Origin of the sequence: Bifidobacterium sp. W8103, from assembly GCF_016100775.1 — a bacterium.
GTDB classification, from domain to species: domain Bacteria; phylum Actinomycetota; class Actinomycetes; order Actinomycetales; family Bifidobacteriaceae; genus Bombiscardovia; species Bombiscardovia choladohabitans.
In genome coordinates this window covers 272836-299411 of the sequence record NZ_JACFRV010000002.1, presented here as the reverse complement: position 1 = coordinate 299411, position 26576 = coordinate 272836, and the positions used below count along the sequence as shown (strand labels likewise).

Here is a 26576-nt window from a genome sequence, read left to right as displayed (position 1 = left end):
AGGTATGACAGATGTCGATTTGACCGGTGCCGAGCCTGAGACCGGCATCACCCCCGGAGGCAAGGATGGCGCCTTCCGGGACGTTCTGGCGGCCGACCATGCCCGACGAGGCAAGCCGCCGCGCCACTTTACCGACATGGACCTGAAGGAGCGCCAGGAGGTCTGCGCTCAAATGGGCCTGCCTAAATTCCGGGTCTCGCAGCTGGCCAACCATTACTTCAACCATCTGTCCACCAACCCGGACGACTTCACGGACTTTCCCTCGGCCAGCCGCCAAGAGGCCGCACGCCACTTCTTTCCTGAGCTGATCACCCCGGTCACCGTTCAGAAGGCGGATCAGGGGACGACCATCAAGACCCTCTGGGAGCTCTTCGACGGGTCCAGGATCGAGTCCGTGCTCATGCGCTACCCTTCCAGGGCCACACTCTGCATCTCCAGCCAGGTCGGCTGCGGCATGGGTTGCCCCTTCTGCGCTACAGGTCAGCTTGGGTTGACCAGGAACATGTCGACCGGCGAGATTCTGGAACAGGTCAGGGCCGCCTCCCGGATGATGCGGTCCGGACAGGTTGCCGGAGGTCCGGGGCGCCTGAGCAACATCGTCTTCATGGGGATGGGCGAGCCCATGGGCAACTACCGGGCTGTCCTGTCCGCAGTCAGGCAGATCAGCGCCCTGCCGCCCAAGGGATTCGGCATCTCAGCCAGGAACATCACCGTCTCCACGGTCGGCGTGGTCCCCGGCATTCGCAAGCTGACCCGAGAGGGAATACCGGTCCGTCTGGCCGTCTCCCTCCATGCCCCCAGCGACAAGTTGCGCGACGAGCTGGTTCCCATGAACCGCCGCTTCAACACCACCCAGGTCCTGGACGCGGCCCACGACTACTATCTGGCCAGCGGCAGGCGGGTCAGCATCGAGTACGCCCTGATGCGCGGCATCAACGACCAGGCCGAGCATGCCCGCCTCCTGGCCAAGCGCCTCAACCACTACGGGGACGACTGGGCGCACGTCAACCCCATACCCCTGAATCCGATTGAGGGGTCTCGCTGGACTGCATCCAAGCCCGAGGACGAGCAGCGCTTCCTGGACATCCTCCACAAGGCCGGCATCACTGCAACCATGAGGGACACCCGCGGATCTGACATCGACGGTGCCTGCGGGCAGCTGGCAGCCAAGGCCGTCAAGCTTCAGGCCTGATTCAGCGTTATGCAATGTGGTCATGCCATAGTGTGGACATGTCATGGTCTTCGGACACTGCAGAAGCTAAGGTCGTGAGTCAAACAAATCGGTTCAGGCAGGAAGGCAGGTCGCATGACGGTAGCGGTTCGTGTCATTCCCTGCCTTGATGTCGACCAGGGCCGTGTGGTCAAAGGCGTCCACTTCAAGAATCTGCGCGATGCGGGTGATCCGGTCGAACTGGCTTCGGCCTACTACCGCCAGGGAGCTGACGAACTGACCTTCCTGGATGTGACCGCTTCAGGCAGCGGACGGGCCACCATGGTGGACCTGGTCAAGAGCACCGCCGACCAGATCTTCATTCCGCTGACCGTCGGCGGAGGCGTGCGCAACCCGCAGGATGTCGATACCCTCCTGCGGTCAGGCGCCGATAAGGTCGGCATCAACACGGCAGCCATCGCCAATCCGCAGGTCATCGGCGACATCGCCCAGCGGTTCGGCCGCCAGGTTCTAGTCCTTTCGGTCGATGCCCGCCGATCTGATGCGCAGGGCATTACCTCAGGATATGAGGTGACCGCCATGGGTGGCCACCAGTCCACCGGCATCGATGCCATCGATTGGGTCAAGCAGGCCCAGGAGCTCGGGGCCGGTGAGATACTCCTCAATTCCATGGATGCGGACGGCACCCGTCAGGGCTTCGATCTGGAGATGATCGCCGACGTGCGCAAGGTCGTATCACTTCCGCTCATCGCCAGTGGAGGGGCAGGCAAGGCCGCCGATTTTCCTCCTGCTGTCAAGGCCGGGGCCGACGCGGTTCTGGCGGCTTCCGTCTTCCATTTTGGCCAGGTTTCCATCAAGGACGTCAAGCAGGCGCTTCATACGGCCGGGTATCCGGTTCGATGGCAGGCCTGAACCAATCCCGCAGATAATTTCGGCACCGCACGGTGCTTGGCATTTGTAAGCCCTGTCGGCAGCCATCGGGGAACCATACCCATACCATAGACAATCAACCGACAAGGTCATGTCGAACAAATCAGGAGAACGAGGATCAATGTCACAGTCTTCGAAGGACCGGGAAGCACGTTTGGATCCGAGCATAGCGACCAGGCTCAAGAAGGATGCCAAGGGACTTGTGGCCGCTGTGGTCCAGCAGTATGACAGCCGTCAGGTGCTCATGGTCGGGTACATGGATGAGGAGGCCTTGAGACGGACCCTGACCACGGGTAGGGTCACCTTCTGGTCCCGCTCCAGGCAGGAATACTGGCGCAAGGGAGACACCTCCGGGCACGTCCAATACGTCAAGGGAGTCAGCATCGACTGCGACGGGGACGCGCTGCTTATCGAAGTAGACCAGGTGGGGGCGGCCTGCCACACCGGACACAGGTCGTGTTTCGAGGCCGGAGGACCCTTGCCGGCGGTGCAGGGCAACCGTACGCAGGCACAAATGCAGAGCGAGGAAGGGTAATCCAGTGCAGAAAGACGCTAAGGTTGTGGCAGGGAATATACAGGAAACTGGAGGGAAGGGCTCTATGACCGTCTTGGATGAACTGGTGGCCGGCGCCGTGGAGGATGCCAGGGGCCGGGTACAGAAGATTCCCTTGGAAAGCCTCAAGCAACAGGTCAGGAGTATGAAGCGCAAACCCCTGGATGCCGGCCGACTGCTCAGGGAGAGCGTCGGCATTCCGATCATCGCGGAAATCAAGCGCGCCTCGCCCTCCAAGGGGTATCTTGCCGACATCAAAAATCCCGCCGCACTGGCCCGGCAGTATGCCAACGGGGGTGCCTCTGCCATATCGGTGCTGACCGAGGGCAGACGCTTCCTGGGGTCCTTGGAGGATCTGCGGCAGGTCAGGCAGGCCGTGGGCATTCCCGTGCTCAACAAGAATTTCATTGTCTCCGACTACCAGGTCTGGGAGTCCAGGGCCAATGGGGCCGATATGATCCTGTTGATTGTGGCGGCCTTGGATGACACCCGTCTCAAGCACCTGCTCGACCTGGCCGGGAGACTGGGCATGACCGCTCTGGTCGAGACGCATGATCGACAGGAGATCGAGCGGGCCATTGCGGCCGGCGCCAGGGTGATCGGCATCAACGCCCGGAATCTGAAGGACCTGAGCGTCGACATCGACCAGTATGCCCGGCTGGCCTCCAACCTGCCCAAGGACGTGGTCAAGGTGGCCGAGTCCGGAGTGTTCGGCACGGTCGAGCTGGAGCGGTACGCCCGTGCCGGGGCCGATGCGGTCCTGATAGGAGAAGGACTGGTCACCTCCCAGGACCGGGAGGGCACCGTCCGCTTGCTGGTTCAGGCCGGTCACCGCTTCAAGGCCGCCGAGGCCAGGCCCCTGTCGACCCATGACGGGCCCTATTTCGGCCCATATGGCGGACGTTTCGTACCTGAGGCCCTGGTTGGTGCCCTTGACGAGCTGGAGCGCGTCTACAAGGAGGCCAAGGCCGATCCGGCCTTCCGCGAGGAGTTGAACAGGCTCAACCGGGTCTATGTGGGGCGTCCCTCGGCTCTGACGCCGGCTCCCAGCTTCGCCAAGCTGATCAGCGATCGGGTCGGCAGCCAGGTCAGGGTATTCCTGAAGAGGGAGGATCTGAACCACACGGGCGCCCACAAGATCAACAACGCCCTGGGCCAAGGGCTCCTGGTCAAGCGTATGGGCAAGACACGCGTCATCGCGGAGACCGGAGCCGGTCAGCACGGCGTGGCCACGGCTACGGTCTGCGCCCTCCTGGGCTTCAAGTGCCGGATCTACATGGGCCAGATCGACGCCCGCAGGCAGGCCCTGAACGTGGCCAGGATGCGGATGCTGGGGGCCGAAGTAGTGGAGGTGACCACCGGGACCAGAATTCTCAAGGACGCCATCAACGAGGCCCTGCGCGACTGGGTGACCAACGTGGAGTCCACCCACTATCTGCTGGGCACGGTGGCCGGCCCCCATCCCTTCCCGACCATAGTCAGGGACTTTCAGAAGATCATCGGCGAAGAGGCCTCCGCACAGCTTTCCGCATATGGCATCGACCATCCTGACGGGGTTGTGGCCTGCGTGGGCGGAGGCTCCAACGCCATCGGCATCATGAACACCTTCCTGGACGATCCCCGGGTCTCCCTCTACGCATACGAGGCCGGTGGAGACGGCCCCAGCTCGGGCAAGCACGCCATCCGCCTGTCGCCAGACACAGGACAGGTCGGCGTCTTCCAGGGGACCAAGTCCTATCTGCTGGAGGACGACCAGGGCCAGACCATGGATACCTACTCCATCTCCGCCGGCCTGGATTACGCCTCGGTGGGGCCCGAGCACGCCTGGTTGCACGACATGGGCCGGGTCAAGTACGACTATGCGACCGACAAGGAGGCCATGCAGGCTTTCAGCGACCTCTGCCGGACCGAGGGCATCATCCCTGCCCTGGAGTCCTCGCACGCCTTGGCCGGAGCCAGCAAGGCGGCCACGGACCTTCTGCGCAAGGGAATCAGGAATCCTGTCATTCTGATCAACATCTCGGGCAGGGGCGACAAGGATGTGGCCACGGCGGGTAGATGGTTCGGCTACCTGTCCGAGCAGGAGGCCAGCGCTCTGGAAGCCCAGGCCGGGCACGGCAAGAGCGATCAAGCAGAAGAGGAGGCCCGTTGATGGTCAACCAGCAATGGCAATGGCAGAAAGCCCCCGTCCAGCCGGCCCAGCCCGCACAGCCCAAGGGATTCAGTCGCACGGCCAGCCCGGTGGCATCCACGCTGCAGGCCCTTCGCCAGCAGGGCAGGCCGGCCTTCATCGGCTACTTCCCCTACGGATTCCCCGATGTGCCCACATCGCTGGAGGCCATGCGGGTCATGGTGAAAAGCGGGGTCGACATCGTCGAGATCGGACTGCCCTACAGCGACCCGGTCATGGATGGTCCGGTCATCCAGGCGGCCAGCAAGTGCGCCATCGACAATGGTGTCAAGGTCGAGGGTGTCTTCGATGCTGTCCGCCAGGTCCAGGCGGACGGTGCAAGTGCTCTGGTCATGAGCTACTGGAATCTGATTCTGCATCACGGGGTAGCCGATTTTGCGCGGCGCATGGCCGAGGCCGGAGGGTCCGGGCTGGTCACCCCGGATCTGATCGTCGACGAATCCGGGGAATGGATAGAGCAGTCGGACCGCTATGGCGTTGACCGGGTCTATCTGGTCTCGCCCGACTCCACCGATGCGCGTTTGCAACTCACCTCCCGAGCCGCCAGGGGCTTCGTCTATGCGACCTCCCGGATGGGCGTGACCGGCGAGCGAACCAGCATGTCCAACTCGGCTCAGAACCTGGTGGCGAGAGTCAGGCATGCGGGAGCTCCGTATGTGTGCGTGGGCATCGGGGTTTCGACCGCCCAGCAGGCCTCCCAGGTCGGCGCCTACGCGGATGGGGTCATCGTCGGCTCGGCCCTGGTGCACTGTCTTCTGGATGACGAGGGCAGGCCGCGGAAGGACCGCAGAAAGGCTCTGGAGGCCCTGGCCGAGATCTGCTCCGACCTGCGCTGGGGCATATCCCAGGCCAGGAAGTGAATGGGGCTGTAAGGCCCAGGGGCTAGATTGGAGCTTTATGACGCTTGCCTACATTCCATCGCCGGGAATATCCAGCTTTCAACTGGGGCCGGTCACCATCAGGTTCTATGCGCTGACCATGCTCCTGGCCATCATCGTGGCTGCCTGGATCACGGCCAGGCGCTGGAAGAAGGAGGGTGGCCGGACCGACCAGATTCTGGACATCGCCATCTGCGCGGTACCGGCCGGCATAGTCGGCGCAAGGCTCTACCACGTCATCACCACTCCGGAACGCTACTTCGGAGCTGATGGCAACCCAGCGGACATCCTGCGCATCTGGCGTGGGGGTCTGGGCATCTGGGGTGCCGTCCTCCTGGGAGCCCTGGCGGCTTGGGCCTGGTGCCGTCACAAGAATTACCCGACGGCCCTGCTGGCCGACAGCGTGGCTCCGGCCCTTCTGGTTGCCCAGGCCATCGGGCGACTGGGCAACTGGTTCAATCAGGAGCTCTACGGGGCTCCCACCACGCTGCCCTGGGGCCTGAAGATCGATGCGGCAGGTTCCGCCATCGGCAGCAGCGAACAGTGCTACGACGGGTCCACCTGCCCGACCGGCACCCTCTTTCAGCCCACATTCCTATACGAGATGATCTGGAACCTGATCGGCGCGGCCCTCCTGGTCTGGATCGGCCACAAGGCGGTGAACGTGCTCAAGGCCGGATCCCTCTTCGCCCTCTATGTCATGTGGTACACCCTGGGGCGCACCTGGATCGAGGCCCTTCGCATCGACTTCGCCCACGAATTCCTCGGGGTCAGGATCAACGTCTGGGTTTCCATGACGGTCTTCTTCCTGGCGGCTGCAGCCTTCGTCCTCATAATGCGCAAGGGCAAGCCGACCTCCCTGCTGTCCGAAAAGCTGAGGACCATCACAGAGCTCGAGGTGCGTCAGGAATCCGAGGCCCGGAGCAAGTAGGACAGGGGTCGGCCATCCAAGGGTCGGGACCTGTGCAATTGAGCCACAAACCGGCGCCACCGGTCTTCCGTACAACATAGAATAATTTTTATGAGCATTCAGATAGCACCCAGCATTCTTTCCGCCGATTTCGCCAACTTGGAGCGGGATCTCAAGGCTATTGCCAATGCCGATATGGTCCATGTGGATGTGATGGACCACCATTTCGTTCCCAACCTGACGCTAGGCGAACCCGTAGTGGAGCGCATCTGCCAGGTGACCGACCTGCCGGTGGATGTGCATCTGATGATCGAGGACCCCGACCGTTGGGCCCCTGAATTCGCAAAGCTGGGTGTCGCCTCCGTCACCTTCCACACCGGAGCCGTCCATGCCCCGGTCCGTCTGGCCCGCCAGCTGCACGACATGGGGGTCAAGGCCTGCCTGGCCGTGCGCCCCGCCGAGCCTGTGGAGCCGATCTTCGATATTCTCGATGAGTTTGACATGATTCTGGTCATGACCGTGGAGCCGGGCTTCGGCGGCCAGAAGTTCCTGGACAATCAGATGCCCAAGACCCGCCGTCTACGTGACCAGATCACCGCTCGCGGCCTGAAGACCCACATTCAGGTGGATGGCGGGGTAAGCCCCACCACGGCTCCCATAGTGGCAAAGGCTGGGGCCGATGTTCTGGTGGCGGGCTCCGCGGTCTACGGTGCTGACGACCCGGCCAAGGCCATTGACCAGATCAGGCAGGCCGCGCAGGTAAGCTACAAGGACTGACAGGTTTCGCAGGAAGAATGGAGATAGCCAGATGAAGACCTTCGACGGGTTGTTTGAGGAGCTGACGACCAAGGCCAAGGAGCGCCCGGAAGGATCCTTGACCGTTGACGAGCTGGACAAGGGCACGCATTTCATCGGTAAGAAGATCAATGAAGAGGCCGGAGAGACCTGGATCGCAGCTGAGTACGAGGGCAAGGAGCGGACCGCCGAGGAGATGAGCCAGCTGCTGTATCACATCCAGGTCATGATGATCGATCGGGGCATCACCCTGGAGGATGTCTACAGGTATCTGTGACCCCAGTTCCCATCCCGCTGTAGATTCGCTTCCGCAATTAGGAGGTTACCGTGTTGAAGGTCGCGGTGCCCAATAAAGGCATGTTGTCCCAGCCCGCATGGAGGCTGCTGTCAGAGTCCGGCTATCGTCTGCGTTCCAACGACCGGCAACTGGTGGTCGATGACGTCGACAACGACATCCAGCTCTTTTACTTAAGGCCCAACGACATAGCGGTCTATGTCGGCCTGGGAACCATCGATCTTGGCATCACCGGACGTGATCTTCTGCTCAACTCCGGTACCGGTGCCGTCGAGGTCACGCAGCTGGGATTCGGCGCTTCCACCTTCAGATTCGCCGCTCCGGAGACCAGCTCCATCAGCACCTTGCCGGACGTGGACGGCAAGCGGATCGGAACCACCTTCGACCGGCTTCTTGAGGACTACCTGACCAGCAAGGGGCTCAAGGCCGAACTGATCCACCTGGACGGGGCGGTGGAGTCGTCGGTTCAGCTGGGAGTAGCCGACCTGATCGCCGATGTGGTCTCCACCGGCACCACCCTGCGCAACGCCGGGCTTCGGGTCTTCGGTGATCCCATTCTGAAGTCGGAGGGGATTCTCATCAGGTCGCCTCGCCTGGATCCGAATGATGAACGGTTGGCGGTCATGTCCCGTAGACTGGAGGGTGTGCTGACAGCCCGCCGCTATGTACTGATGGATTACGACATCCCGGTCGAGCGTGTAGCCATGGCTGTAGGCATCACGCCCGGGTACGAGTCCCCGACGGTCTCCTCCCTGCATGACAAGCAGTGGGCGGCTGTCAGGGCCATGGTCCCCAGGGACCAGGTGAACAACCTCATGGACCGGCTCTATGAGATTGGTGCGCGTGCCATCCTTGTAACAGCCCTTCAAGCTTCTAGAATGTAGTCGGATGGCACTGATCGATCGAATTTCACGCAGCAGGTACAGCCCTGAGCCGCGGTCCGTGATTCTCACGGTACCCAATGTGATCAGCATGCTCCGTATCCTCTCCATACCCCTTATTGCCTACCTGGTGGCCAATCGCCATCTGATCATCTCCCTGGTGGTCATGCTGATTTCGGCCCTGTCGGATGGGGTGGATGGGATCATTGCCCGTAGGTTCAACCAGGTCAGCAAGCTGGGGCAGATCCTGGATCCGGTTGCCGATCGCCTGCTCATTCTCTGCTCCGTCCTTGCCCTGAGCATCGCCTCCATACTGCCCTGGTGGCTTCTGGCCCTGGTCGGTGTGAGGGATGTGCTCATGGGCCTGCTGGTTCTGGCGCTGGCCCAGCACGACTATGGCCCTCTGCCGGTCCACTTCGCTGGCAAGACCGGGACGGCCGTGCTCATGCTGGCTATACCTGCCCTTATCTTTGCGGATGTGGGCACTTCGGCCTTCTTCCGCTTCTTCCATCTTGTGGCTCTTGCGGCCGTCATCTGGGGTGTGGCGCTTTACTGGCTGGCGGGGTTGATCTACGCACGTCAAGGTATTGGACTGCTTCGTCGGGACGGCCATCATGACTGAGCCACAGATGACGCCTGAATCCTTCCCCGTGCCGCCCGACCGTGCCCTGATTCACCGCCGGGCGGCTTTTTCACATTCCACCGCTGGTCTGGACCGTCACTATGTGGATCAGGAGAGCTCCGAGCCCGCCCAGGAGTCCATTCGTCGGCGCATGGCCGATGAGTCCCTGAGGCTGATCGATGATCTGACCAACCGTCCCATGGATCCCATGTTCGAGGATGCCCGCCTGCTGCCTGCTGAGCGCAGGTCGCCCCTGAGCGTCTGGGTCAACAGGATCCTGGTCTTCGTCATCTGTGTGCTGGTCGGATTGGCCGGCACGGGCATAGTTCAGGTGTTGCACCGGGACCCACGTCAGAAGGTGCGCGAAAAGCTGATAACCCAGGTGGAAGCGGTCAGCAAGCGTGCCAACGACCTCAACGGGCAGATTTCCGACCTCAACGGCAATATCGACACACTGTCGGGTCAAGTGGGCGGCCAAGGCCAGAACAGCACCCAGACCGCCGACGATCTGACCAATGGCACCAGCAAGGTGCAGGGACAGGGCATCGTCATCACCCTGGCCAACCCGATAGCCTCCAAGGATTCCCGGGACAACGCTGATCAGATCAAACTGGTCACGGACCAGGACCTGCAGTGGTTCCTGACCAAGCTCTGGTCTGCGGGAGCCGAGGCCATCGCCATCAACGGCAATAGAATAGGAACGCAGACCTCCGTGCGCACGGCCGGTCAGACCATCCTGGTGGGGACTGCCTCCATCGAGGCACCCTACAAGATCGAGGCCATCGGCGACCAGAGTGCTCTGTCTGATCTGATGGCTCGCAGCGATCTGCAGACTCGCCTGCGTGACCTGAAGAATGCGAACATCACCGTCAATGTGACCAAGCAGCGGCGCCTGAACCTGAACGCTGTAGGTCTGCCCAATCTGTCCTATGCCGGAAGGAGTCATTGACATGTCGGCAATTCTCGGCCTGATCCTAGGTGTGGTGGCGGGCATCTTCCTCAAGCCCGACATTCCCATCGTCCTGCAGCCCTACCTGCCCATCATGGTGGTGGCGGCCCTGGACGCGTTGATGGGCGCGGTCCGTTCCTACTTCGAGCGCAGCTTCTCGGACCGGGTCTTCGTGGTCTCCTTCATCTCCAACGTGATCACCGCCACTCTTCTGGTCTTCCTCGGCAACCAGCTGGGTGTGGGCTCCCAGCTGTCCACGGCCGTCATCGTGGTCCTGGGTATCCGCATCTTCTCCAACGTCTCCGCTATCCGACGGTTCATTTTCAAGGGGTGAGCACATGAGACACACCCTCAGGAAAAAGCGCGATGAACAGATGCCCGAGAGCATTCCGCCCAGGCGGCCTGGACGGGTCAGGGCTCCATCCGACGACACGCAGACCGGTGCTTTCCCGGTGGTTCGTCGGCGGCCTCTGCGCACACTCAACTCCAACGCCACCAGGGTCAGGCTGGTCACCAGCGTCCTGGTGGCCCTTATGTGCGCCCTGCTGGGCTTCGGGTACGCGGTCCAGGTGCGCAATAATCAGTCCTCCTACCAGAGCCTGTCCGAGGAAGAGCTGGTGCGGGTGCTGGACGAGACCAGCAACCAGGTCGACAAGCTGGAGGAGCGCAAGAGCCAGCTCAACCAGCAGCTGACCTCCATCAAGTCCGCCGCCGACAAGCAGAAGGAGGCCGCCCGCATCGCCCAGCAGAACGAACAGAGCAGCGGCATCCTGTCCGGACGGCTGCCGGCCCAGGGCAGGGGAGTGGTCGTAATGGTCACTGAGGACAGCGACCGCGTGGATGCCTCGACCATGTTCAACCTGATCGAGGAGTTGCGCAATGCCGGGGCCGAGGTCATATCCTTCAACGATGTCCGGGTGGTCACCAACACCTATCTGCTGGATACCCGCACCGGCGTGCAGTGCGACCACGCCAAGCTGCACAGTCCCTATGTCGTCAAGGCCATCGGGGATCCGGATAGCCTGCAGAATGCCATTCAGATAGCCGGGGGAGTGGGCTCGCGGATCAAGGTGCAATTCCATGCATCCGTATCAGTGGACCAGTCCGATAGTGTCAAAATCGACCAGGTTCGACGCGTGCAGGATTATCAGTATGCAAAGCCTGTAGAATAGGCAGTTATGACAGAACCTATTCCCACTGCGGGCGAGACGACCATCATCGGCATGCCGGCCCTGAATATTCCAGTCACCTCCAACGGTGACCGTCCACTGACCAAGGACGACCTGGAGACCATGGCCCGATTGCCTGAGGGTACAGCCCTACTGATCTCTACCAGGGGAGCGGTGTCGGGATCGCGCTATCTGCTGGACGAGGATCAGGTCAGTGTGGGGCGCGATCCGAAGGCGGACATTCTGTTGGACGACTCGACGGTCTCCCGCGCGCACGCCATTTTCGTTCGGACCGATCATGGCTTCCGTGTCGAGGACACGGGCAGTCTCAACGGCACCTACGTCAACCGTGAACGCGTGGACCAGGCCGACCTGCACAACGGCGATGAGATCATGATCGGCAAGTTCAGGCTGGTCTACTTCGATAATCGGGCAGTCATCTCCAAGAACTGACAGGGGGCTTGACATGGCCGAAGAGGCGCCGACGCTGGTCCAGGGTGAGCTCTTTTCGCCTGAGCAGGCCGAGGGCACGACCCGGGGCTACCGAGGCACGGTCGCGGCCAAGGTTGCCGGCATCACCTATCGGCAGCTGGATTATTGGGCTCGCAAACGGATTGTAGAGCCATCCATCAAGGCCTCGCACGGTTCAGGCTCACGTAGGCTTTATTCCTTCAAGGATGTGGTCATCCTGGCTGTCCTCAAGCGCCTCCTGGATGCCGGTGTCAACCTGGTCAACGCTACGAGCACTGTGGCTTATCTTGAGCGGCGGACCGTCAGTCAGCTTGAGCATGTGACCGTGGTCTGCGACGGTGACGAGGTCACCGAATGTTCAAGCCCGGATCAGGTCTTCGCGCTGATGCAGTCCGGGCGTGCCGTGTTTGCTATCTCTGTGGGCGCAATCTGGCATCGGATGGATCTGGAATTGCAGACCTGCGATCATGTGGATTTGGCTACCGGACAGCTGACACCGGGACTGCCTGAGCGGCCCATCGATGAACTGACGGCCATGCGCCTGCGCCAGCGTCTGGAGCACCAGCATGAGCAGCGTCAGCGGGCTGCATGAATCGACGAGGAAACATTGGCGAACAGCATATGACGAGCTAAATAGGGGAGAAAAACAATAAGTAATTTGACATAACGTACATTATCGGCTTACTAGGTCATGATTATAATTTTGCCATTTTCCAGCGATTCATGGTCGATCTATTGTGGCCAAACTTGGTGACGTTTCACTAGCTTCACTCACAGATAGCAAAGGGCCACCCAGGTAATCTCGGGTGGCCCTAGGTGGTCCTAAAAGGCAGGATACAGTTCTGGTCGACTCAGTGCTGAGTCTGGTCTTTGCCGAAGTATTCCTCGGCAGCCTGGCACAATTCCTTGACTTGGCCGATGACTCGATAGCAGCCGTGAGACTCAAGTTCTCCGGGCTCGGCATAACCCCAGCCGCATCCCAGGCAGTCCAGGCCGGTTTCCAGCGCGCCATCGGCATCTGTCCAGCGGTCACCGACCATGAGGGCCCTGTCGCCGAGTTTTGCATTGAAGCCAATCTGCTCTAGTGCGTAGGTGATGACCTGGGCTTTGGTGATCCGCGTGGAATCCTTGCTGGCGCCAAAGATGCCATCTACCAGTGGCGTCAGTCCGAAGTGGTCACAGACCGGTAAGGCCTGATACTCAGGCTTGCAGGTGGCCACAGCCAATGTCAGACCATGCTCACGCATACGATTCAGCTGTTCGGGGATGCCGTCGAAGACCGTGGCGAGCAGGCGTCCAGGGACCTGGTGTCCTGGATGCTCCGGATCCTCGAAGACTGCAATCCCGCTGTAATAACGCCGGTAGATTTGAACGCCCCTGTCGACGTCTTCCTCTCTGATGCCGTTGTGGCGCAAGGATACTTCGATAGCTGGTCCGATGAATCGTCGAAGCGCGCTCTCATCGGGCACAGGATGACCAAGCTCTTTGAAAGTTCGTATCACAGAGGCGATAATGCCCGGATGAGAAGCTGTCAGGGTGCCGTCCAGATCCAACAGAACCAGGCGGCGCGGTGATTTACTCATAGTCGGGGAACCATCCTTCGCGGTGCATTTTCAGGCGCTTGTCCAGCACAGCCTTGAGCTCGTCCTCGGACCGACGCTCCAGCAGCATGTCCCAGTGGGTCCGGGTCGGCTTGCCGGTCTTGCCTGACTCCTGCTCGTCGTGTCCCTCAAGGTGAGCGATCTGCCCGCAGCGGCACTCCCACTCCTGCGGCACCTCAGCACCCTCAGCCAGCGGCAGGATGGTCCGATGGCCCTTGGGGCAGATATAGGCGACCTCGCTGCGTGCCGCGAAGTCCACATTCTGATCGGATTCCAGGGACTTCGCCCCAATGCTCATGCCGCGAAGACTGCGCTCTGCCATGATTCCTCCATACTCGTGTCCGTCACTGCCTCCAAGCTACAGAACAGTGTTGACCTGAAACTTATTCCCCGATTGGGCCCGTGTTCACTCCACGCCGGTGTAAGCCACAATGCCGCGATTGACCTGGTCGGCGGCGATGCTGGCAGTCCTGGCCAGGTGATGCCCTCCCCTGCCCAGGTAGGGTTCAACCTGGACGATCTGGGTGAGCACGTCGGACAGGCGCTTGGCGTTGCGCACGAAGTCCCCCGCCGTCAGATCGCTGTCACGCAGGATGGTGGTCAGCGAGTCGCCGCAGGCCCAGTCGTAGATGGTCGGCCCCAAGCCGAAGTCAAGTTCCGGGGGCAGCTCCAATCCGGCCTGATCGCAGCGTTCCTGCACCTGGGACCACTGACGCTTCATATCCTCCATGGCTTCAACCAGTCTGGGAGCCCGGTATCCGGCCCTCTCCCCCGGCTGTTCCCCTACCCCACGGCGGGATTCGTAGACCAGTCCGGAGACCGCGGCCGCCAGCTCGGGGGGCTCCAGATCGTCGAGGATGCCCCGATCGAGAATCTCGGCAAGGCTCAGATCTTGTTCGCTGTATATGCGCCGAAGCAGTTGGCCCTTCCGGGTCAGTCGGCAGTCGTCGGGATCCACAGCCCGGGTGTAGCGCAGGTCGGCCAGAATCTGGCAGATCCTGTCGAACTGGCGTGAGACCGACCCCGTTTTGGACTCGTACTGCTCCCGGGTGCGCTGCAGCTCCTTGTCCATGCGGATCCACCGGTTCCCCCAGCGCAGATGCTTGGGCAGGTCCGGGCACTGGCGGCAGGGATGGTTGCGCTCCTGCTCGCGCAGCTGGTCGATGTGCCGGTCGAGGTCGCGGAATGCCCGGTCGCGGGCCTTCTCGCTGGTGAATCGCTGACGCTTCAGGCGGCGGCGATCGTTCTTCTGGGCCGAGGAGAGGGCCGCACGGATGCGCATGAATTCGATCAGATCGCCACGGCTGCATTGGGCGGCTTTCCGGTAGTCCTCCAGGCCGCTGGTCAGGGTCTCGATGCGCTCCTCCAGCTCCGAGGCTGATCGGTTGGCCTCCCACTGCGCAAAGGAGTGGTCCAGGGTGTCCCGGGCACGCGTGTAGCTGGAGGAATTGAGCAGGTTGACGGCCATGTTGAAGGTGGGCCGGAAGCTGGAGTGCAGCGGGTAGACCCTCCTGCTGGACAGGGCCGCCATGGTCTTGGGGCTGAAATCCCGGTGGTCGACCACCACCACATGGCCGATGTCGTCGATGCCGCGCCGGCCCGCCCGACCGGTCAGCTGGGTGAACTCGCCGGGTGTCAGGGCTACATGACCTGTGCCGTCGAACTTCTCCAGCTTCTCGACCACGACGCACCGGGCGGGCATGTTGATGCCCAGGGCCAGGGTCTCAGTGGCGAAGACCACCTTGAGCAACCCTAACTCGAACAGATGTTCGACTATCTGCCGGAAGAGGGTGACCACACCCGCGTGATGGGCGGCGAAGCCCTGCTCCAGTGCGAAACGGAACTGGGAGAATCCCAGCGCCTTGAGATCCTCCTTGCTGAGCTGTCCGGCTGCCATGGAGTCCACGATGTGCCGTATGCGGCGGGCCTCCTCGTCGGTGGTCAGCTGCAGCCCTGCCCGGATGCACTGTTGGACGGCCTGGTCGCAGCCGGTGCGGGAGAAGATGAAGTAGATGCCGGGCAGCATATCCATGAAGTCCAGCTCATCGACCACGTCGGCCCGGCTTGGACGATACCGCTCCCCCATCCGCCGATCCGGTCTGCCGCCTCGGCCATGGCGATGATGATGCCCCTTGTCGCGGGCCTGGACGCGCTCCTGTCCAGCCTTGTCCAACTGGGCCAGCCGGGAGACCAGACGCGGGTTGATTTTTGGTGTCTGTTTTCCAGATCCATCATGCCGATACAGGTCCAGGATCTCGGGCTCGGTGTGTCTGTCGGCCTGGACCAGGACATGTTGCTCCAGTGGCACGGGCCTGCGCTCGGAGACCACCAGATGGGTGCGTCCACGCACCGAGGATATCCAGTCGGAGAATTCCTCCACGTTGGACACGGTGGCAGACAACCCCACAATGCGGGTGGAGGCCGGAAGATGGATGATAACCTCCTCCCAGACCGGCCCCCGGAAGCGGTCGGCCAGATAGTGGACCTCGTCCAGGATCACGTACTTCAGTGCCGTCAGGGTGGAGGACCGTTCATAGAGCATGTTGCGCAGGACCTCGGTGGTCATGACCACGATGTCCGCCTCCGAGTTGATGGAGGTGTCGCCGGTCAGCAGCCCCACCCGGTCTTCGCCGTAGCGGTCGACCAGGTCATGGTATTTCTGGTTGCTCAGCGCCTTGATGGGAGTGGTGTAGAAGGTCTTGACGTTCTGCTCCTGGGCCAGGAATACTGCGAAGTCGGCCACGATGGTCTTCCCAGCGCCGGTGGGGGCAGCCACCAGGACGTTGTCGCCATCCTCCAGGGCGGTGATGGCCTCCAGCTGGAAGTCATCCAGGGGGAAGGGCAGCTTGGACTGAAAGCGTGCTGGCGCCCCGGTCATGCGTTTGCGGTGACGACTGAAGCGGGCGTAGCGTTCCGCCGGCCCCGGTTCGGATGCTGATGAATCCTGTCCGTGGTGACGATGACCTGACATGTTCCTCCAAGAACTACCTATTGAACTGCTTCCACCGCCGCCAGATGCGGCCGTGGTTCCTTCTGCGCTGCTCCTTGCGCTTCAGCACCAGGGCATGGGCCTGGCTGTAGCGCTCAGTTGACTGCGAAAGGGGCAGGGCGAAGGCCGGACCTTTGGTCCTATCCGTTGCCTGGGACCGCTCAGCTGCCGGGGGTTGCGGCATGCGACGGTTCAGATCGTCCGAGACCCTCCCTATGGAGCGGCTGGCTGCCATGGCATGGCGGATGGCGTAGACGGCTCCCCCGATCAGCATGGCCAGCATGAAGATCACCAGAAGGATCCAGATCCATCCAGGCATGGGACTCCTCTCCGACCGGGACTAGTGCCGGTCCTGCTCCTTGTCGTGAGCGTCGCTGATGGTGATCTCGCGCTGGGCACGGGCCAGGATCATGGTGCGCAGGGTCTTGGGCGCCACTGCGGTGATGTGCTTGGCGTGGGCGATGCAGAAGGCCACGAACCAGGAGTCAGAGGAGACGGTTAAATGGACCTTCTGCCCGGAACCGCAAGGCTCCACAGAGGCACCCGGCAGGGACTTGATGTAGGGCAGGTCCGGCCGGTCAGTGATGAAGACCGCAGCCGTGCCGTTGTCGAAGGACCACTTACGCAGTTCGCTGACCGGTACGTCCGGGAACTCCACCTTGTGGCTGGGCTTGACGATGGTCGCATGCTCGATTCTGGCGATTCGTAGAACCTGCCACTGCCGGTTACGTCCGGTGCCCTGCTTGAGGTGGCGGCTGGAATCCGAGGGAGCGTCCGCTGCCTCGGTGCCCTCTGCGGCATCACCGATGTCGGTCCAGGCGGCGACATAGTAGACGCCCTCATCCACGAAGATCTTGGCTGGGGCCACAACCTTGCGGCGGGTCCGGCCGGCGGCGTCCGTGTACTCCATATCCAGCAAGGACTCAGTCTTGATGGCCCGGCGCACCACCGAGAAACTCTTAGGTTCTGTCTCATACCCGGTAAGGGAGAGCCAGGGTGTCTCGCCCGGCCCAACATGGGTGCGCAGACGCTGGTAGAGCGACTCGGCCTGGCTGCGGGATTCCTCGGGCAGCAGGGGCGAATGGGCCAGATAGTTGAGCGAGGCGGTCAGCATGCTCAGGTACTGGGGTGAAATGCCAGCCAGCCGTTCCAAGCCCAGCGAGTTGGTGGCCGAGACGATGCCGCTGTCGTCCAACAGGGACCAGTCGATGTCGAAGAACTGGCTGCCGGCCATCTCCCCGTCGTCCGAGACCGTGGTCAGGGTGTTGATGTCCTTGTGGATGGTGTTGACGTACTTGCGCAGCTCTTCCTTGCTGTTAGGGTGACCGATGAAACGGTCGGCCAGCTCGGCCAGGGAGAATTCCTCGCCCAGGTGTGCGGACAGGAAGAGCATGAGCCGCAGTCGGCGGTCCACCTCGGACCCGGTCTGGAAGGAGGATGCGCTGGCTCGGCGGGCGTGGCGGAGGTCGGTATCGTCGTCGCTTAGGTCACTGGCGAAATGCTCGACGCTGGTCCGGGCGATCTCTGGGGAGATGACCGTTGCCGCGCCGGGGCTCTGCGACTCGTCGGCAAGCTTGAAGTGGGTGGCTGCATCCAAGCGTCGACGGAAGGCATCCGCGGCCTCCTGCGGGCTGACGATGGAGGCATCGGGGTGCTCCAGGACGAACATGGCCAAATCGTCCGAGTCGGCATATGCCACGTTCAGGTTCTCCCCGTCCACGTCCACCGTGGCAGCGAAGCGACGGGAATCGATGACCTTGACCAGGTTGTCGGGAATGCGCTGAGTACCCAGCCCAGGGGCTATGGAGTCCAGTCCCAAACCAGGGATGGGCACCTGCGGCACTCGGGGCGTGGTGCGCGAGACCGGTCGGGTCGGCTCCTCGCAGGCCTCCTGGGACATGGCGATTGATCGTGCAAGGTAGTTTGCCGCAGCCAGCACCGGCATGTCCTCCTGATTGAAGTGCATGCGGATGCGCGGCTCATCCCCCAGCTGCAGACGGTAGGAGGCGAAATCCTGCCCCTCGGACTTGGAGGAATACTCGGGCTGACGGGATTCGATGGCTATGCCCATGGCCGCCAGCTTGGCCCGGTCACGTTGGAACTGCTTGGCGAAGGCGGCCTTGGCGGCCTGGTCGGCCAGCTCGCCGTAGGAGTCGGCATAGGCCTTGACCCGTTGCGCTATTTGCCGTGATGTAAGCCATTGCGGGAAAGCGGACGATAAGACGGCCAGGACATCAAGTTCGTGCTTGCCCCACTTATCCGAGAAACGCCGTCTTCCGTTCGTGCCTTCTGCCATCAGTCCTCGCGTATCGTTAAAATTTATGTATCAGTGCGCCTAACGCACGTCTACCTATCATAGATTGATTTTCAGGACCGTGGGAGCCAAACACCCAAATACGGTCCCTTTTCTTGACAGGCTGAACCCTGTTGCGCCTGGCCTTAGACCCACTCGTCCGGTTCTATGCCCTGAGGTCCCACATACTGACCATTGGGCACGTATGAGGAACGCCCCTGGTCGCTCAGATGGGCATCCGCATACAGGGTCACATCCCTGCCGAAGGTCCAATCCCCCTCGATGGTGACCGAGTTGGCAGCCGCCAGACTGGGAACCCCGTAGGGGAAGCGCTCGTCGAAGTCGGCGATGTACTTGTAGTAGCGTTCATCCAGCTGGACGTTGGGGAAATCGTAGTTGCCGTCCTCCATCTCATAGGAGTCGGTCAGATGGAAGCGGTCGGAGCGCATGATGAACAGGTCGTCGGTGGTCTTGACCGGCAGGAAGCGCATACGGTCCACCTGCACGCAGATGGCCCCCTCGAAGAGCGTGGCGGCAGAGCCCATGGCGGTCTCCAGCTGCACCACGGGGCGGGTGGAAGGATCGGTGGGGTCGACGGTCTTCCGGTTCTCGATGATGGGCAGGGGCAGCACACCGTCATATTGGGCCAGTTTGTCGCGCAGGGCATCGACCCTGACCCAGATGCTGTTGGTGTTGAAGTAGGGATGCTTGCGGATGGACATGGCCGAGCTGCGGTCGTGCGGGTCCACCTGGGACATCTCCCGCAGGATGAGGCGTCCGCTGGCCTTGTCGATGACGATATGGCCGCCCTTGCGGTCAGCCTCGGTCCGCTCGGCCACCTCGATCATGAAGGGCGCTCCGGACTGTGCGAAATAGCCGGCCAGGGTCCTTGAAGGCCGGGCGCCCAGGTTGTCGGAGTTGGAGATGAATAGGTAGTCGATTCCCTGCTTCTTGAGTGTGTCCAGCAGGCCGGTCTCCCAGATGGTCGAGAAGATGTCGCCGTGGCCGGGAGGGCACCATTCAAGGTCCGGCTTGGCTGGGAAGTCGACCGGACGGCCGGTGTCGGCGTCGATTTTGGGCTCGATGTGCTGAATGATTTCCATGGGCACGTCGTCCTGGACGAAGCGGCGGTCCTGCTTGACCACGCGCATGGTGTCGCGCGAGGTGCGGAAGGAGTTCATGAAGATGAGCGGCAGTGGCACTCCCAGGCGCTTGCGGGCTGTCAGCACCTGACCCATGATGATGTCCAGGAAGCGCATCCGACGGGCCTTGTGGCGACGGATAGGCAGCAGGGACTTGGCCTTTTCCAGGCCCATTGAGGTGCCCAGGCCACCGTTGAGTTTGATAAAAGCGGTGCGGGAGAATGCGTCCAGGGCCATGTCCATATCCATGGTGTCGTGGATGTCCTTGGTGCGGGGCACGTCCTTGAGCGGCGTGACGTCCTTTTCGCGCACGCAGGCTTTGGCATCTCCCCGTTCCCAGGTTTCGTAAAGGTGCCTGAACTGGTTGATGGAGACTTCGCTCATGCCCTTGTCTCGCATCTTCGCGGCCGAAAGGTCGAAAACGTCTGTGCTCATGGAACCCCTTCCGGGCTGGGACGACTTGCGGCCGACGCGGGTTGCGCCGACCGTACAGAAACATGATAGCAAGTTGAGCATGGGACTCGGTCTGTCTGAACTTGTCAGCCGGGACTCGCCGGACCGTTGTCGGTCCCGCTACGCTGTGCTACTATCTCTACTCGGTGCTGATGCACCGTCGGGCCGTAGCGCAGTTTGGTAGCGCACTTGACTGGGGGTCAAGGGGTCGCGGGTTCAAATCCCGCCGGCCCGACAAAGTTATACAAGTTGCCAAGGTTCTCGAAATTTAATGTCCTATTTGTGTCGCTCTGGTGACATATATGATAAAAACTGTATTTCTGATTATCCGCCTCTTCGGTATGACAAATTATGTGCTATGTATTCGTTAATGACGCGGGGCTTCTCACTTTCTTACAGGCATGCACATATATAAGGTATATAAATTAAGGTATGTAGATGGAATTCTATTACGCCACACTTTAATATCGCTACGAGAGTTTTTATAGAGGCAAGCTTGGCAAAAGCTATATTTTCTTCTGTTGAAGAGATGACTTTCGTTCTGTTTGTTCTGTAATCTGAATAATCAATGTAAGTGACAGTATACAGAGAGCAAAAAAAAGAAAAACACAAATCCATGCAAGATTTCCTTGCGACTCATCAAATTGGTTATAAAGGCTGGGGTGTTCGTCACTGTAATACCCAATCTGAATCTGCATGTATAATGTGACAACTAATCCCACAAGACTCATTACATTTATAAATATCGCGACGACCTTCATAAACACCTCTTTTCATCAGATTTGTGCAACCACTAATGATAATTTGATATTAATATGATTATCTGGTTAGTATGCGTAGTTAAGGATATTTAATAGTTGAGAGTGAGGAGCCGACAAGCAACCCCTTACTCTCAACATGCTGCCAGTCAGTTGAATGGCACGGTTGTACCAGAATGTAGATGCATAATCCGGCAGGCTGCTCTGGACCCGGTAAGATCAGGTAGGCTACCTGGAGAGGACAAGCCGCAAAGCCCTGTAAAATTGGTTTAGTTGGTTTATTTTGGGACGTCACAGACCGAGAAGGCGAAACTCATAAGAGTTCCTAGTGATTTACTCTTATCTGATTTTAATGTTTCAATGCTTTTGAGATGCTCATTGTCTTGTACCTGGTTCAGTGCGTACTGTTCACCATCTGAGGTGGTAAAGCGGAGGATGGGGTCTCCCTGCTTGCTGAGCTTGCATGACACGGTGCCCTCATCAACTTTAAGAGGCCAGGTGTGACCCAGATCTTCTTTTGAAATTGTTTGCGGGTTGCTGGTAGCTGCGACTTTATTGCTTCCATCAGTGGAATACTCTTCAGGGTGCTTCATGCCATCAGTGCAGCCGACAACCCCCACTGTCAGCATAATTGTGGCGCATATCAGGAAAAGGGTTCTGAGGCTCTGCTTGATTCGTTTCATAATTATCGACGTTCTTTCATACTTAGGGACGGTTTCTAGCGCTCGCTGGCCAAAGCCATATATCCGTCCTCGAGATTGGGCGCAGTTTCGACAGAGCCCGCAGGCGGTGTATCGGTAACTATGCGGTACCTCGTCCCCTGTGGGGTGGGTTCCGCGTTGATGATTGTGGCATTTTCCGGTAGGGCCGCGATAGGGGGCGTGATCCAGGTGTGACCGGCAGCTTCATGGATCAGCCCCTCTGTCGGCCCGTCATACTGGTTGCGTCCGCAACGTAATACACACACCCAAGGGCAGGTTTGTGCAACATCATCGAGTATGTGGGTGGAGAGGATAACGGTTCGATCCTGCCCCAGCTGGGCAAGGAGCGTGCGGAACCGCATGCGCTCTTCGGGATCCAACCCCGCTGTGGGTTCGTCGACTACCAGTAGCCGGGGGTCGCCCATAAGTGCCTGTGCGATGCCTACCCTGCGCCTCATACCCCCGGATAGCCCTCCGATGGGTTGGTTCATTATGTCTTCCAATCCCACCTGTTCCAGGAGGGTATGCGCCTGCTCCTGCCGCACGTGTTTGTTGTCAATCATTTTCAAGATGCCGATATAGTCAAGGAATTCAAGTGGCGTCAGGTTGTCGTAGGGGGTGATGTGCTGTGGCAGATAACCCAGGTGCCGTTTTAGATTTCGCCTGTTGGCCGGCGAAGACAGGTCTTGTCCATCAATAAAAATTTTACCTTTAGTCGGTTTGATTATTCCGGTGAGAATACGCATGAGGGTTGTTTTGCCGGCACCATTTGGTCCTATGAGCCCTATCATGCCCTGTGGAAGATCGACGGTCAGATCGTTCAAAGCGGCCGGTCTCCCCCGAAAATCCTTGGTCAGATGGTCAATCGAGATAAACATGTGGGTAATTCCTTTCAAAGTGGTAGATAGTCAGACCCGAACTTTTATGTGGTTGGAGGCCATATTTGCACCAGTGAAAAGGAGGAAGATGATACACACCTGCCAGAGCAGGGATATGACCCCAGATTGGACGGTGAAAGGGCCGTTCGCCGGTACGTACATAGTATCTGTATGGAACCATCCCTGCGCAATGGGATCACCAATGACGGCCAGCGGGCCGCCATTGAGCGTTGGAAGTGGTAAGAGGGGGGTATAGAAAGCCAGCCAAGCCCATACCAGGACGGCAAGAATTCGGGCTACGATCGTGGGGAATAGGGCTCCCAGCAGGGCGGATATCCCCATAGCGATCAGCATTGATGGCGAGAGTATGACAAGTGCTACTGCCGGGGCTACCAGTATTGCCTTACCGTTGCCGTGGATGGATTGGTGGACAGCGATCAATACAAGGAAAAGCAGGGAAGATGATATGCAGATGACCCAGGCTCCCAAGACATGAGCTGAGCGGATGACGGCCATCGGCAAGGGGGAGGTGGATTCAAGTTCGTCCATACCTGTTCGCCTGCCGGCAGTCATAAGGTCGCTAAAAGATGCTGCGTATGCCAACGGGGTGAACATAGCAAGAACCTGTCCGGTAAAGACAAGACCATGTATATTGCTGAATCCAGGTGACATAGGAGAGGCATAGGCCAAAAAGAGGGCGAAGAGCGCCAGCGGTATGCTGGCTATCCACAAGGCTTTGCGCCGATAAAACATCAGTAGCGTGATGCGTACAAGGCTCAGTATCCTCATAGGGCTGCCACCTTTACGACATTGCGCTCCGCATCATTGCACATGTTCCAGCCGAAGATTGCGCCTGCCGCTGCAATAATCATTGGGATCAGTCGTTGCCGGACTGGATCGGTTATGTATGGATCCCATATAAAACATAGAAACAGCCAAATAGCTATGGAAGCCAGCGATGACGTTGGCATAGACATGGTAAGTACGGCTATAAGGAAAACCAGACAGTTGACAATGAATATACTGCCAACCGGGGTAATGATGCTCACCCATCCCATGTCACGTGGCCAAAGTCGCATCACATGCAAGCCGATAAAGAGAAGGCCTGCGGCAGTAAGATTTGCCCCGGTAATGATAAGCAGCCTGGTCACTTGAACTTTCCGCCATCCAGTTGGAGTTGACTCAGTAAGTTCAACGATTGGGTCACCATTGAGCACAAAAGCTGTAGATAGGCCAGCAGCAATTACTGGCACCTGAGTAAGAACCATCATAACTGGCCGTATGCGGCTCAATGACCGAATGCCCTCCATTAAGAGGCCCGTAAGAAGAACACCTGCAGTCAGTATGAAAGGCAGCAATACCAGCCTATAAAGCCTCTTGGACTGTATGTCTACGAAAGCCACCTCATCCACCTTCCTCATATCTGGTTTTGGCCTTCGGCTGCCGCCAGACATTGCTCACTACTCGTTCCGTCTGCTTAGTTAGTAGCGGGAGAGGATGAAAAGGTTCATTAATTTTTATCTCCGACGGCGAGTCGAGCATGCCAGGCAAGAGGGGCTGTAAGGATAGCAGCAGATAGGAGTCCCACTGTAACGAGGATGAACCCTGCCCAGGCTGCGGCGGTAATGGGTGCCGAATTGACCCATGCCGGTAGGAAAAATGATGACCTCAAGTTCTGCAAAGTTCTCAATAGTGGTGCAAGTACCCCTAGGAGCAGTGCAATCCAAGAGCATTGCCATATGCATAAGAGGGCCACGATATTCGCCAGGAGTGTTATGGGGGCTATCGTTTGGGCAATAACCGGCAGGGGCCTTATTCCAGGGTTGATTGCAGTGACAATCAACAAGGCTGCTCCCCCGACGACAATATTGGAGATAAAGGCCAGGAGCAGTCTAGTAGCTACTACAACTTGAGGTCCCAGGGGCATGCTGAGCATTAACTCACGATCGTCTTTAATGGAAAAAACCAGGATTATTGTCAACGCCATGTTGAGCATGAGCATATTTGAAAAGATATGCGTACCGAGACTGCCATACCGTGCACCTTGCATAACGTTGCTAATTAAAACCGCGCATGTTGCTATCGCAATTTCCACCAGTAAGATATATTGCGGTATGAGACGGAATTGGGCTCGGACAAGTGGGCCACAGGAACGCACTCGATGCATGAATGGTATTGGTTGATCCGTTGCCAGCGACGGCTTCTGGTGGATGGCCTTCAGTACGCTAGTAAAAGCTGGAACTGCCGGCTGTGCATTCTGCTCTTTTTCCCTAAGCGCCTCTTGAACTTCACCCCGGTATTCTTCGGTGACTGGGCCTGTGCTGTCTGGGCTTGTGCTGTCTAGGCTTGTGCTCTTATATCGGTCTGCCATAATCACCCCTTCAATTATCTCTGGCTCTGCAGTTTTTGGGTTTTGACTGGAGCGAGGTCGGTCAACTGCGGGCCCAGGATCTGTCTTGCCCGGGCAATGCGAGATTTCACAGTCCCGACCGGAACGTCGAGCAGGGAGGCTATTTCCGGGTAGGGTAACTCGTGAAGCCATGCCAGCGTCACCGTGTATGCCATTTCTGCTGGGAGTGCATCAATCCTTTGCCGTATTATTTCCATCGTCAGATCCTTATTGACCAGTTCTACAGGCTCCAGCTGATCATCGGTTATCGAGTCGAGTTCCATCTGATCCATTTGGTCAGGTGGTTTCGGTTTGCGACGTTTCATATAAATTTGCCGCCGGGCAATGCTGAGTATCCAGGTGAGCACCTTGCTGTCTGTGCGGAAGGTTTTTGAGGAACGCCAGCAGCCCAGCCATGTGTCAGCAAAAACTTCACTGGCATCCTCATCGTCGGATATTCGCAAGGAAATAAAGGCTTGGACGGTATGGGCATACTTATTGTAAAGTGTTTCAAAGGCCGATTCGTTTTCGTCAGCCACCATCTTGATCAGCCTTATATCATCAGTATCTGGATCAATGCGAGATCGTTTCACTGATGATGTCCTTCTCTGTATTGTCTACATCCTAGATTTCGTCGTGCATATTGTTATGCAAGCGGTTATCGCGGTTATGCTCCATGGCTATTACGAATGTGCTGAGATGCTGCTTTTTGGATCGTCCATCCTGTGAATCCCGTCGCAAGACAACACATTAACGTCTGCGCATCAAGTAACTTCTCATCAGGTGTAGGTGTCCTAGCGCTCATTTGCGCCCCTTCAAGTACTTCCGTATCTTCTTCAGGGCCCAGTCGTAATGGCTGGAGGTTGAAGAGATGAAGGCAGAGCCCAAGGTAGAGTTTCCTGTCCATGGGAGGGCGCCCTTGGTGAATAGCTGCTCGTTGGTGAACGATTGCGCCAGGGCCATGACCTTCTTATGGGATTCGATAAACAGGTTCAAGGCCTGATCATAGGTGGTGTCATCATGCTTGTCCCGCAGCTTCACATTCATCTCGCCGTAATTGCGCCAGTTGTAGCCGTCAGGAAGAAAGTCGTGGGTCCTGCCCTGCTGGTTGTCCTCCACCCAGTTCAACAACAGCTGATGCCACTCGTAGAGATGGACGAGCACATCCTTGATGTTCCTGTCGCGTGCCCAATGGGCCCCCTTCTCCTTGCTCAGATCGAAGGAAAAGCGGCCATTGCGTTCTTCAGGTGTCAGTGGCTCAAGCAGCGCCAGGAGTTTGTCGAAGCCATCATCAGCCGTCTTGATGAGTTCTTCCTTGGTAGTAGGTCGCGCCATGACGGTCCTCCGTTTGTCTCTGGTCGACAAGATTTGACTGGTTGATTGTCACCGGTCTCGGTTTGCCATCGACTGTACCCTATATGGGCCTTGCAAATGCTCGTGTGTAGGAAATCGTCGCATACTCCTGTGTTTACCTGTATTGGTGGAAAGCCATCAAGTGCTCACAGTTGTATCTACCAATTAAATTCATCAAGCCGAGCGCTGCATATACCGACTTAA

Annotated in this window: 27 protein-coding genes, 1 tRNA gene and 2 pseudogenes; 16 read left to right on the top strand and 14 right to left on the bottom strand. The window is 59.1% G+C overall.

Annotated elements, in window-relative coordinates; genetic code table 11:
- Nucleotides 1–4 precede the first annotated feature (4 nt).
- The 15 genes from rlmN (at nucleotide 5) to H3U90_RS07980 (ending at nucleotide 12407) form a co-directional block, all read left to right on the top strand.
- On the top strand, nucleotides 5–1192 hold the full coding sequence (gene rlmN / locus H3U90_RS08050; RefSeq protein WP_198177832.1) for a 23S rRNA (adenine(2503)-C(2))-methyltransferase RlmN: 1188 nt from the start codon (nucleotides 5–7) through the stop codon (nucleotides 1190–1192).
- 114 nt (nucleotides 1193–1306) lie between these two features.
- Nucleotides 1307–2083 carry an imidazole glycerol phosphate synthase subunit HisF gene (hisF, locus tag H3U90_RS08045; protein WP_198177831.1) on the top strand — a complete coding sequence of 259 codons (777 nt, stop codon included), beginning with the start codon at nucleotides 1307–1309 and terminating at the stop codon, nucleotides 2081–2083.
- A 139-nt stretch (nucleotides 2084–2222) separates the two neighbouring features.
- Complete coding sequence (gene hisI, locus H3U90_RS08040) at nucleotides 2223–2636, top strand: phosphoribosyl-AMP cyclohydrolase (protein WP_198177830.1); 414 nt, start codon at nucleotides 2223–2225, stop codon at nucleotides 2634–2636.
- Between the two features lie 64 nt (nucleotides 2637–2700).
- Nucleotides 2701–4806, top strand: coding sequence for a tryptophan synthase subunit beta (gene trpB, locus H3U90_RS08035; protein WP_198177829.1), 2106 nt, complete (start codon nucleotides 2701–2703; stop codon nucleotides 4804–4806).
- Nucleotides 4806–5705 (top strand): tryptophan synthase subunit alpha, encoded by a 900-nt coding sequence (gene trpA / locus H3U90_RS08030; protein ID WP_198177828.1) that lies wholly within the window; start codon nucleotides 4806–4808, stop codon nucleotides 5703–5705. Before trpB ends, trpA begins: the two co-directional genes overlap by 1 nt.
- A gap of 37 nt (nucleotides 5706–5742) precedes the next feature.
- Nucleotides 5743–6654 (top strand): prolipoprotein diacylglyceryl transferase, encoded by a 912-nt coding sequence (gene lgt, locus H3U90_RS08025; RefSeq protein ID WP_198177827.1) that lies wholly within the window; start codon nucleotides 5743–5745, stop codon nucleotides 6652–6654.
- Between the two features lie 90 nt (nucleotides 6655–6744).
- A complete protein-coding gene (gene rpe / locus H3U90_RS08020) occupies nucleotides 6745–7410 on the top strand; it encodes a ribulose-phosphate 3-epimerase (protein ID WP_198177826.1) in 666 nt (221 codons plus the stop codon).
- Nucleotides 7411–7441: 31 nt separating this feature from the next.
- Nucleotides 7442–7705 carry a phosphoribosyl-ATP diphosphatase gene (locus tag H3U90_RS08015; protein WP_046322855.1) on the top strand — a complete coding sequence of 88 codons (264 nt, stop codon included), beginning with the start codon at nucleotides 7442–7444 and terminating at the stop codon, nucleotides 7703–7705.
- 50 nt (nucleotides 7706–7755) lie between these two features.
- Nucleotides 7756–8607 carry an ATP phosphoribosyltransferase gene (gene hisG / locus H3U90_RS08010; protein ID WP_198177825.1) on the top strand — a complete coding sequence of 284 codons (852 nt, stop codon included), beginning with the start codon at nucleotides 7756–7758 and terminating at the stop codon, nucleotides 8605–8607.
- Between the two features lie 4 nt (nucleotides 8608–8611).
- Nucleotides 8612–9226 (top strand): CDP-alcohol phosphatidyltransferase family protein, encoded by a 615-nt coding sequence (locus H3U90_RS08005; protein WP_198177824.1) that lies wholly within the window; start codon nucleotides 8612–8614, stop codon nucleotides 9224–9226.
- On the top strand, nucleotides 9219–10175 hold the full coding sequence (locus H3U90_RS08000) for a DUF881 domain-containing protein (RefSeq protein ID WP_198177823.1): 957 nt from the start codon (nucleotides 9219–9221) through the stop codon (nucleotides 10173–10175). Before H3U90_RS08005 ends, H3U90_RS08000 begins: the two co-directional genes overlap by 8 nt.
- 1 nt (nucleotide 10176) lies before the next feature.
- Complete coding sequence (locus H3U90_RS07995; RefSeq protein WP_015021764.1) at nucleotides 10177–10509, top strand: small basic family protein; 333 nt, start codon at nucleotides 10177–10179, stop codon at nucleotides 10507–10509.
- A gap of 4 nt (nucleotides 10510–10513) precedes the next feature.
- Entirely contained in the window at nucleotides 10514–11347 is an 834-nt protein-coding gene (locus H3U90_RS07990) for a DUF881 domain-containing protein (RefSeq protein WP_198177822.1), read from the top strand.
- A 6-nt stretch (nucleotides 11348–11353) separates the two neighbouring features.
- Nucleotides 11354–11797, top strand: coding sequence for an FHA domain-containing protein (locus H3U90_RS07985; protein WP_015021766.1), 444 nt, complete (start codon nucleotides 11354–11356; stop codon nucleotides 11795–11797).
- Nucleotides 11798–11810: 13 nt separating this feature from the next.
- Nucleotides 11811–12407 (top strand): MerR family transcriptional regulator, encoded by a 597-nt coding sequence (locus tag H3U90_RS07980; RefSeq protein WP_198177821.1) that lies wholly within the window; start codon nucleotides 11811–11813, stop codon nucleotides 12405–12407.
- Nucleotides 12408–12666: 259 nt separating this feature from the next.
- Here H3U90_RS07980 and H3U90_RS07975 read toward each other — a convergent pair whose 3' ends face one another.
- The 7 genes and pseudogenes from H3U90_RS07975 to H3U90_RS07950 form a co-directional block, all read right to left on the bottom strand.
- Nucleotides 12667–13398, bottom strand: a complete 732-nt coding sequence (locus tag H3U90_RS07975) for an HAD hydrolase-like protein (RefSeq protein WP_198177820.1) — start codon at nucleotides 13396–13398, stop codon at nucleotides 12667–12669.
- Entirely contained in the window at nucleotides 13391–13738 is a 348-nt protein-coding gene (locus H3U90_RS07970; RefSeq protein WP_045935333.1) for an RNA polymerase-binding protein RbpA, read from the bottom strand. The genes H3U90_RS07975 and H3U90_RS07970 overlap by 8 nt, the downstream gene beginning before the upstream one ends.
- A gap of 84 nt (nucleotides 13739–13822) precedes the next feature.
- Nucleotides 13823–16387 (bottom strand): DEAD/DEAH box helicase, encoded by a 2565-nt coding sequence (locus H3U90_RS07965; RefSeq protein ID WP_198177819.1) that lies wholly within the window; start codon nucleotides 16385–16387, stop codon nucleotides 13823–13825.
- A 13-nt stretch (nucleotides 16388–16400) separates the two neighbouring features.
- Nucleotides 16401–16724, bottom strand: coding sequence for a hypothetical protein (locus H3U90_RS07960; RefSeq protein WP_198177818.1), 324 nt, complete (start codon nucleotides 16722–16724; stop codon nucleotides 16401–16403).
- Nucleotides 16725–16745: 21 nt separating this feature from the next.
- Nucleotides 16746–17843: pseudogene (locus H3U90_RS08510) on the bottom strand (helix-turn-helix transcriptional regulator); the annotation flags it as partial.
- 74 nt (nucleotides 17844–17917) lie between these two features.
- Nucleotides 17918–18701 (bottom strand): annotated as a pseudogene (locus H3U90_RS08505) (helix-turn-helix transcriptional regulator); the annotation flags it as partial.
- 143 nt (nucleotides 18702–18844) lie between these two features.
- On the bottom strand, nucleotides 18845–20275 hold the full coding sequence (locus H3U90_RS07950; RefSeq protein WP_198177816.1) for a UTP--glucose-1-phosphate uridylyltransferase: 1431 nt from the start codon (nucleotides 20273–20275) through the stop codon (nucleotides 18845–18847).
- A 179-nt stretch (nucleotides 20276–20454) separates the two neighbouring features.
- On the opposite strand from H3U90_RS07950, the gene H3U90_RS07945 reads away from it, so the two are divergent.
- A tRNA-Pro gene (locus tag H3U90_RS07945) sits at nucleotides 20455–20528 on the top strand.
- Between the two features lie 801 nt (nucleotides 20529–21329).
- Here H3U90_RS07945 and H3U90_RS07940 read toward each other — a convergent pair.
- The 7 genes from H3U90_RS07940 to H3U90_RS07910 all read right to left on the bottom strand — a co-directional run bounded on the left by H3U90_RS07940 (nucleotide 21330) and on the right by H3U90_RS07910 (nucleotide 26354).
- Nucleotides 21330–21734, bottom strand: coding sequence for a DUF2511 domain-containing protein (locus tag H3U90_RS07940; protein WP_198177815.1), 405 nt, complete (start codon nucleotides 21732–21734; stop codon nucleotides 21330–21332).
- A gap of 35 nt (nucleotides 21735–21769) precedes the next feature.
- Nucleotides 21770–22630, bottom strand: coding sequence for an ABC transporter ATP-binding protein (locus H3U90_RS07935; protein WP_198177814.1), 861 nt, complete (start codon nucleotides 22628–22630; stop codon nucleotides 21770–21772).
- A 30-nt stretch (nucleotides 22631–22660) separates the two neighbouring features.
- Nucleotides 22661–23419, bottom strand: coding sequence for a murein hydrolase transporter LrgB (locus H3U90_RS07930; RefSeq protein WP_198177813.1), 759 nt, complete (start codon nucleotides 23417–23419; stop codon nucleotides 22661–22663).
- Entirely contained in the window at nucleotides 23416–23901 is a 486-nt protein-coding gene (locus H3U90_RS07925; protein ID WP_198177812.1) for a hypothetical protein, read from the bottom strand. Before H3U90_RS07925 ends, H3U90_RS07930 begins: the two co-directional genes overlap by 4 nt.
- Before the next feature lie 239 nt (nucleotides 23902–24140).
- On the bottom strand, nucleotides 24141–25001 hold the full coding sequence (locus tag H3U90_RS07920) for a hypothetical protein (protein ID WP_198177811.1): 861 nt from the start codon (nucleotides 24999–25001) through the stop codon (nucleotides 24141–24143).
- Between the two features lie 14 nt (nucleotides 25002–25015).
- Nucleotides 25016–25612 carry an RNA polymerase sigma factor gene (locus H3U90_RS07915; protein WP_332460603.1) on the bottom strand — a complete coding sequence of 199 codons (597 nt, stop codon included), beginning with the start codon at nucleotides 25610–25612 and terminating at the stop codon, nucleotides 25016–25018.
- 208 nt (nucleotides 25613–25820) lie between these two features.
- On the bottom strand, nucleotides 25821–26354 hold the full coding sequence (locus H3U90_RS07910) for a ClbS/DfsB family four-helix bundle protein (protein WP_144177066.1): 534 nt from the start codon (nucleotides 26352–26354) through the stop codon (nucleotides 25821–25823).
- Nucleotides 26355–26576 lie beyond the last annotated feature (222 nt).

Excerpts from the sequence above, each read along its gene's own strand:
- H3U90_RS07985 (WP_015021766.1), top strand. The coding sequence starts at position 11,354 with ATGACAGAACCTATTCCCACTGCGGGCGAGACGACCATCATCGGCATG.
- H3U90_RS07950 (WP_198177816.1), bottom strand. The coding sequence starts at position 20,275 with ATGAGCACAGACGTTTTCGACCTTTCGGCCGCGAAGATGCGAGACAAG.
- hisF (WP_198177831.1), top strand. The coding sequence starts at position 1,307 with ATGACGGTAGCGGTTCGTGTCATTCCCTGCCTTGATGTCGACCAGGGC.
- H3U90_RS07925 (WP_198177812.1), bottom strand. The coding sequence starts at position 23,901 with ATGATGGTTCTTACTCAGGTGCCAGTAATTGCTGCTGGCCTATCTACA.
- H3U90_RS07935 (WP_198177814.1), bottom strand. The coding sequence starts at position 22,630 with ATGTTTATCTCGATTGACCATCTGACCAAGGATTTTCGGGGGAGACCG.
- lgt (WP_198177827.1), top strand. The coding sequence starts at position 5,743 with ATGACGCTTGCCTACATTCCATCGCCGGGAATATCCAGCTTTCAACTG.
- H3U90_RS08015 (WP_046322855.1), top strand. The coding sequence starts at position 7,442 with ATGAAGACCTTCGACGGGTTGTTTGAGGAGCTGACGACCAAGGCCAAG.
- H3U90_RS07930 (WP_198177813.1), bottom strand. The coding sequence starts at position 23,419 with ATGAGGATACTGAGCCTTGTACGCATCACGCTACTGATGTTTTATCGG.
- H3U90_RS07920 (WP_198177811.1), bottom strand. The coding sequence starts at position 25,001 with ATGGCAGACCGATATAAGAGCACAAGCCTAGACAGCACAAGCCCAGAC.
- H3U90_RS07960 (WP_198177818.1), bottom strand. The coding sequence starts at position 16,724 with ATGCCTGGATGGATCTGGATCCTTCTGGTGATCTTCATGCTGGCCATG.
- H3U90_RS08005 (WP_198177824.1), top strand. The coding sequence starts at position 8,612 with ATGGCACTGATCGATCGAATTTCACGCAGCAGGTACAGCCCTGAGCCG.
- H3U90_RS07995 (WP_015021764.1), top strand. The coding sequence starts at position 10,177 with ATGTCGGCAATTCTCGGCCTGATCCTAGGTGTGGTGGCGGGCATCTTC.
- H3U90_RS07970 (WP_045935333.1), bottom strand. The coding sequence starts at position 13,738 with ATGGCAGAGCGCAGTCTTCGCGGCATGAGCATTGGGGCGAAGTCCCTG.
- rlmN (WP_198177832.1), top strand. The coding sequence starts at position 5 with ATGACAGATGTCGATTTGACCGGTGCCGAGCCTGAGACCGGCATCACC.
- rpe (WP_198177826.1), top strand. The coding sequence starts at position 6,745 with ATGAGCATTCAGATAGCACCCAGCATTCTTTCCGCCGATTTCGCCAAC.
- H3U90_RS07980 (WP_198177821.1), top strand. The coding sequence starts at position 11,811 with ATGGCCGAAGAGGCGCCGACGCTGGTCCAGGGTGAGCTCTTTTCGCCT.
- H3U90_RS07975 (WP_198177820.1), bottom strand. The coding sequence starts at position 13,398 with ATGAGTAAATCACCGCGCCGCCTGGTTCTGTTGGATCTGGACGGCACC.
- H3U90_RS07990 (WP_198177822.1), top strand. The coding sequence starts at position 10,514 with ATGAGACACACCCTCAGGAAAAAGCGCGATGAACAGATGCCCGAGAGC.
- H3U90_RS08000 (WP_198177823.1), top strand. The coding sequence starts at position 9,219 with ATGACTGAGCCACAGATGACGCCTGAATCCTTCCCCGTGCCGCCCGAC.
- hisI (WP_198177830.1), top strand. The coding sequence starts at position 2,223 with ATGTCACAGTCTTCGAAGGACCGGGAAGCACGTTTGGATCCGAGCATA.
- trpB (WP_198177829.1), top strand. The coding sequence starts at position 2,701 with ATGACCGTCTTGGATGAACTGGTGGCCGGCGCCGTGGAGGATGCCAGG.
- H3U90_RS07965 (WP_198177819.1), bottom strand. The coding sequence starts at position 16,387 with ATGTCAGGTCATCGTCACCACGGACAGGATTCATCAGCATCCGAACCG.
- H3U90_RS07940 (WP_198177815.1), bottom strand. The coding sequence starts at position 21,734 with ATGAAACGAATCAAGCAGAGCCTCAGAACCCTTTTCCTGATATGCGCC.
- trpA (WP_198177828.1), top strand. The coding sequence starts at position 4,806 with ATGGTCAACCAGCAATGGCAATGGCAGAAAGCCCCCGTCCAGCCGGCC.
- H3U90_RS07910 (WP_144177066.1), bottom strand. The coding sequence starts at position 26,354 with ATGGCGCGACCTACTACCAAGGAAGAACTCATCAAGACGGCTGATGAT.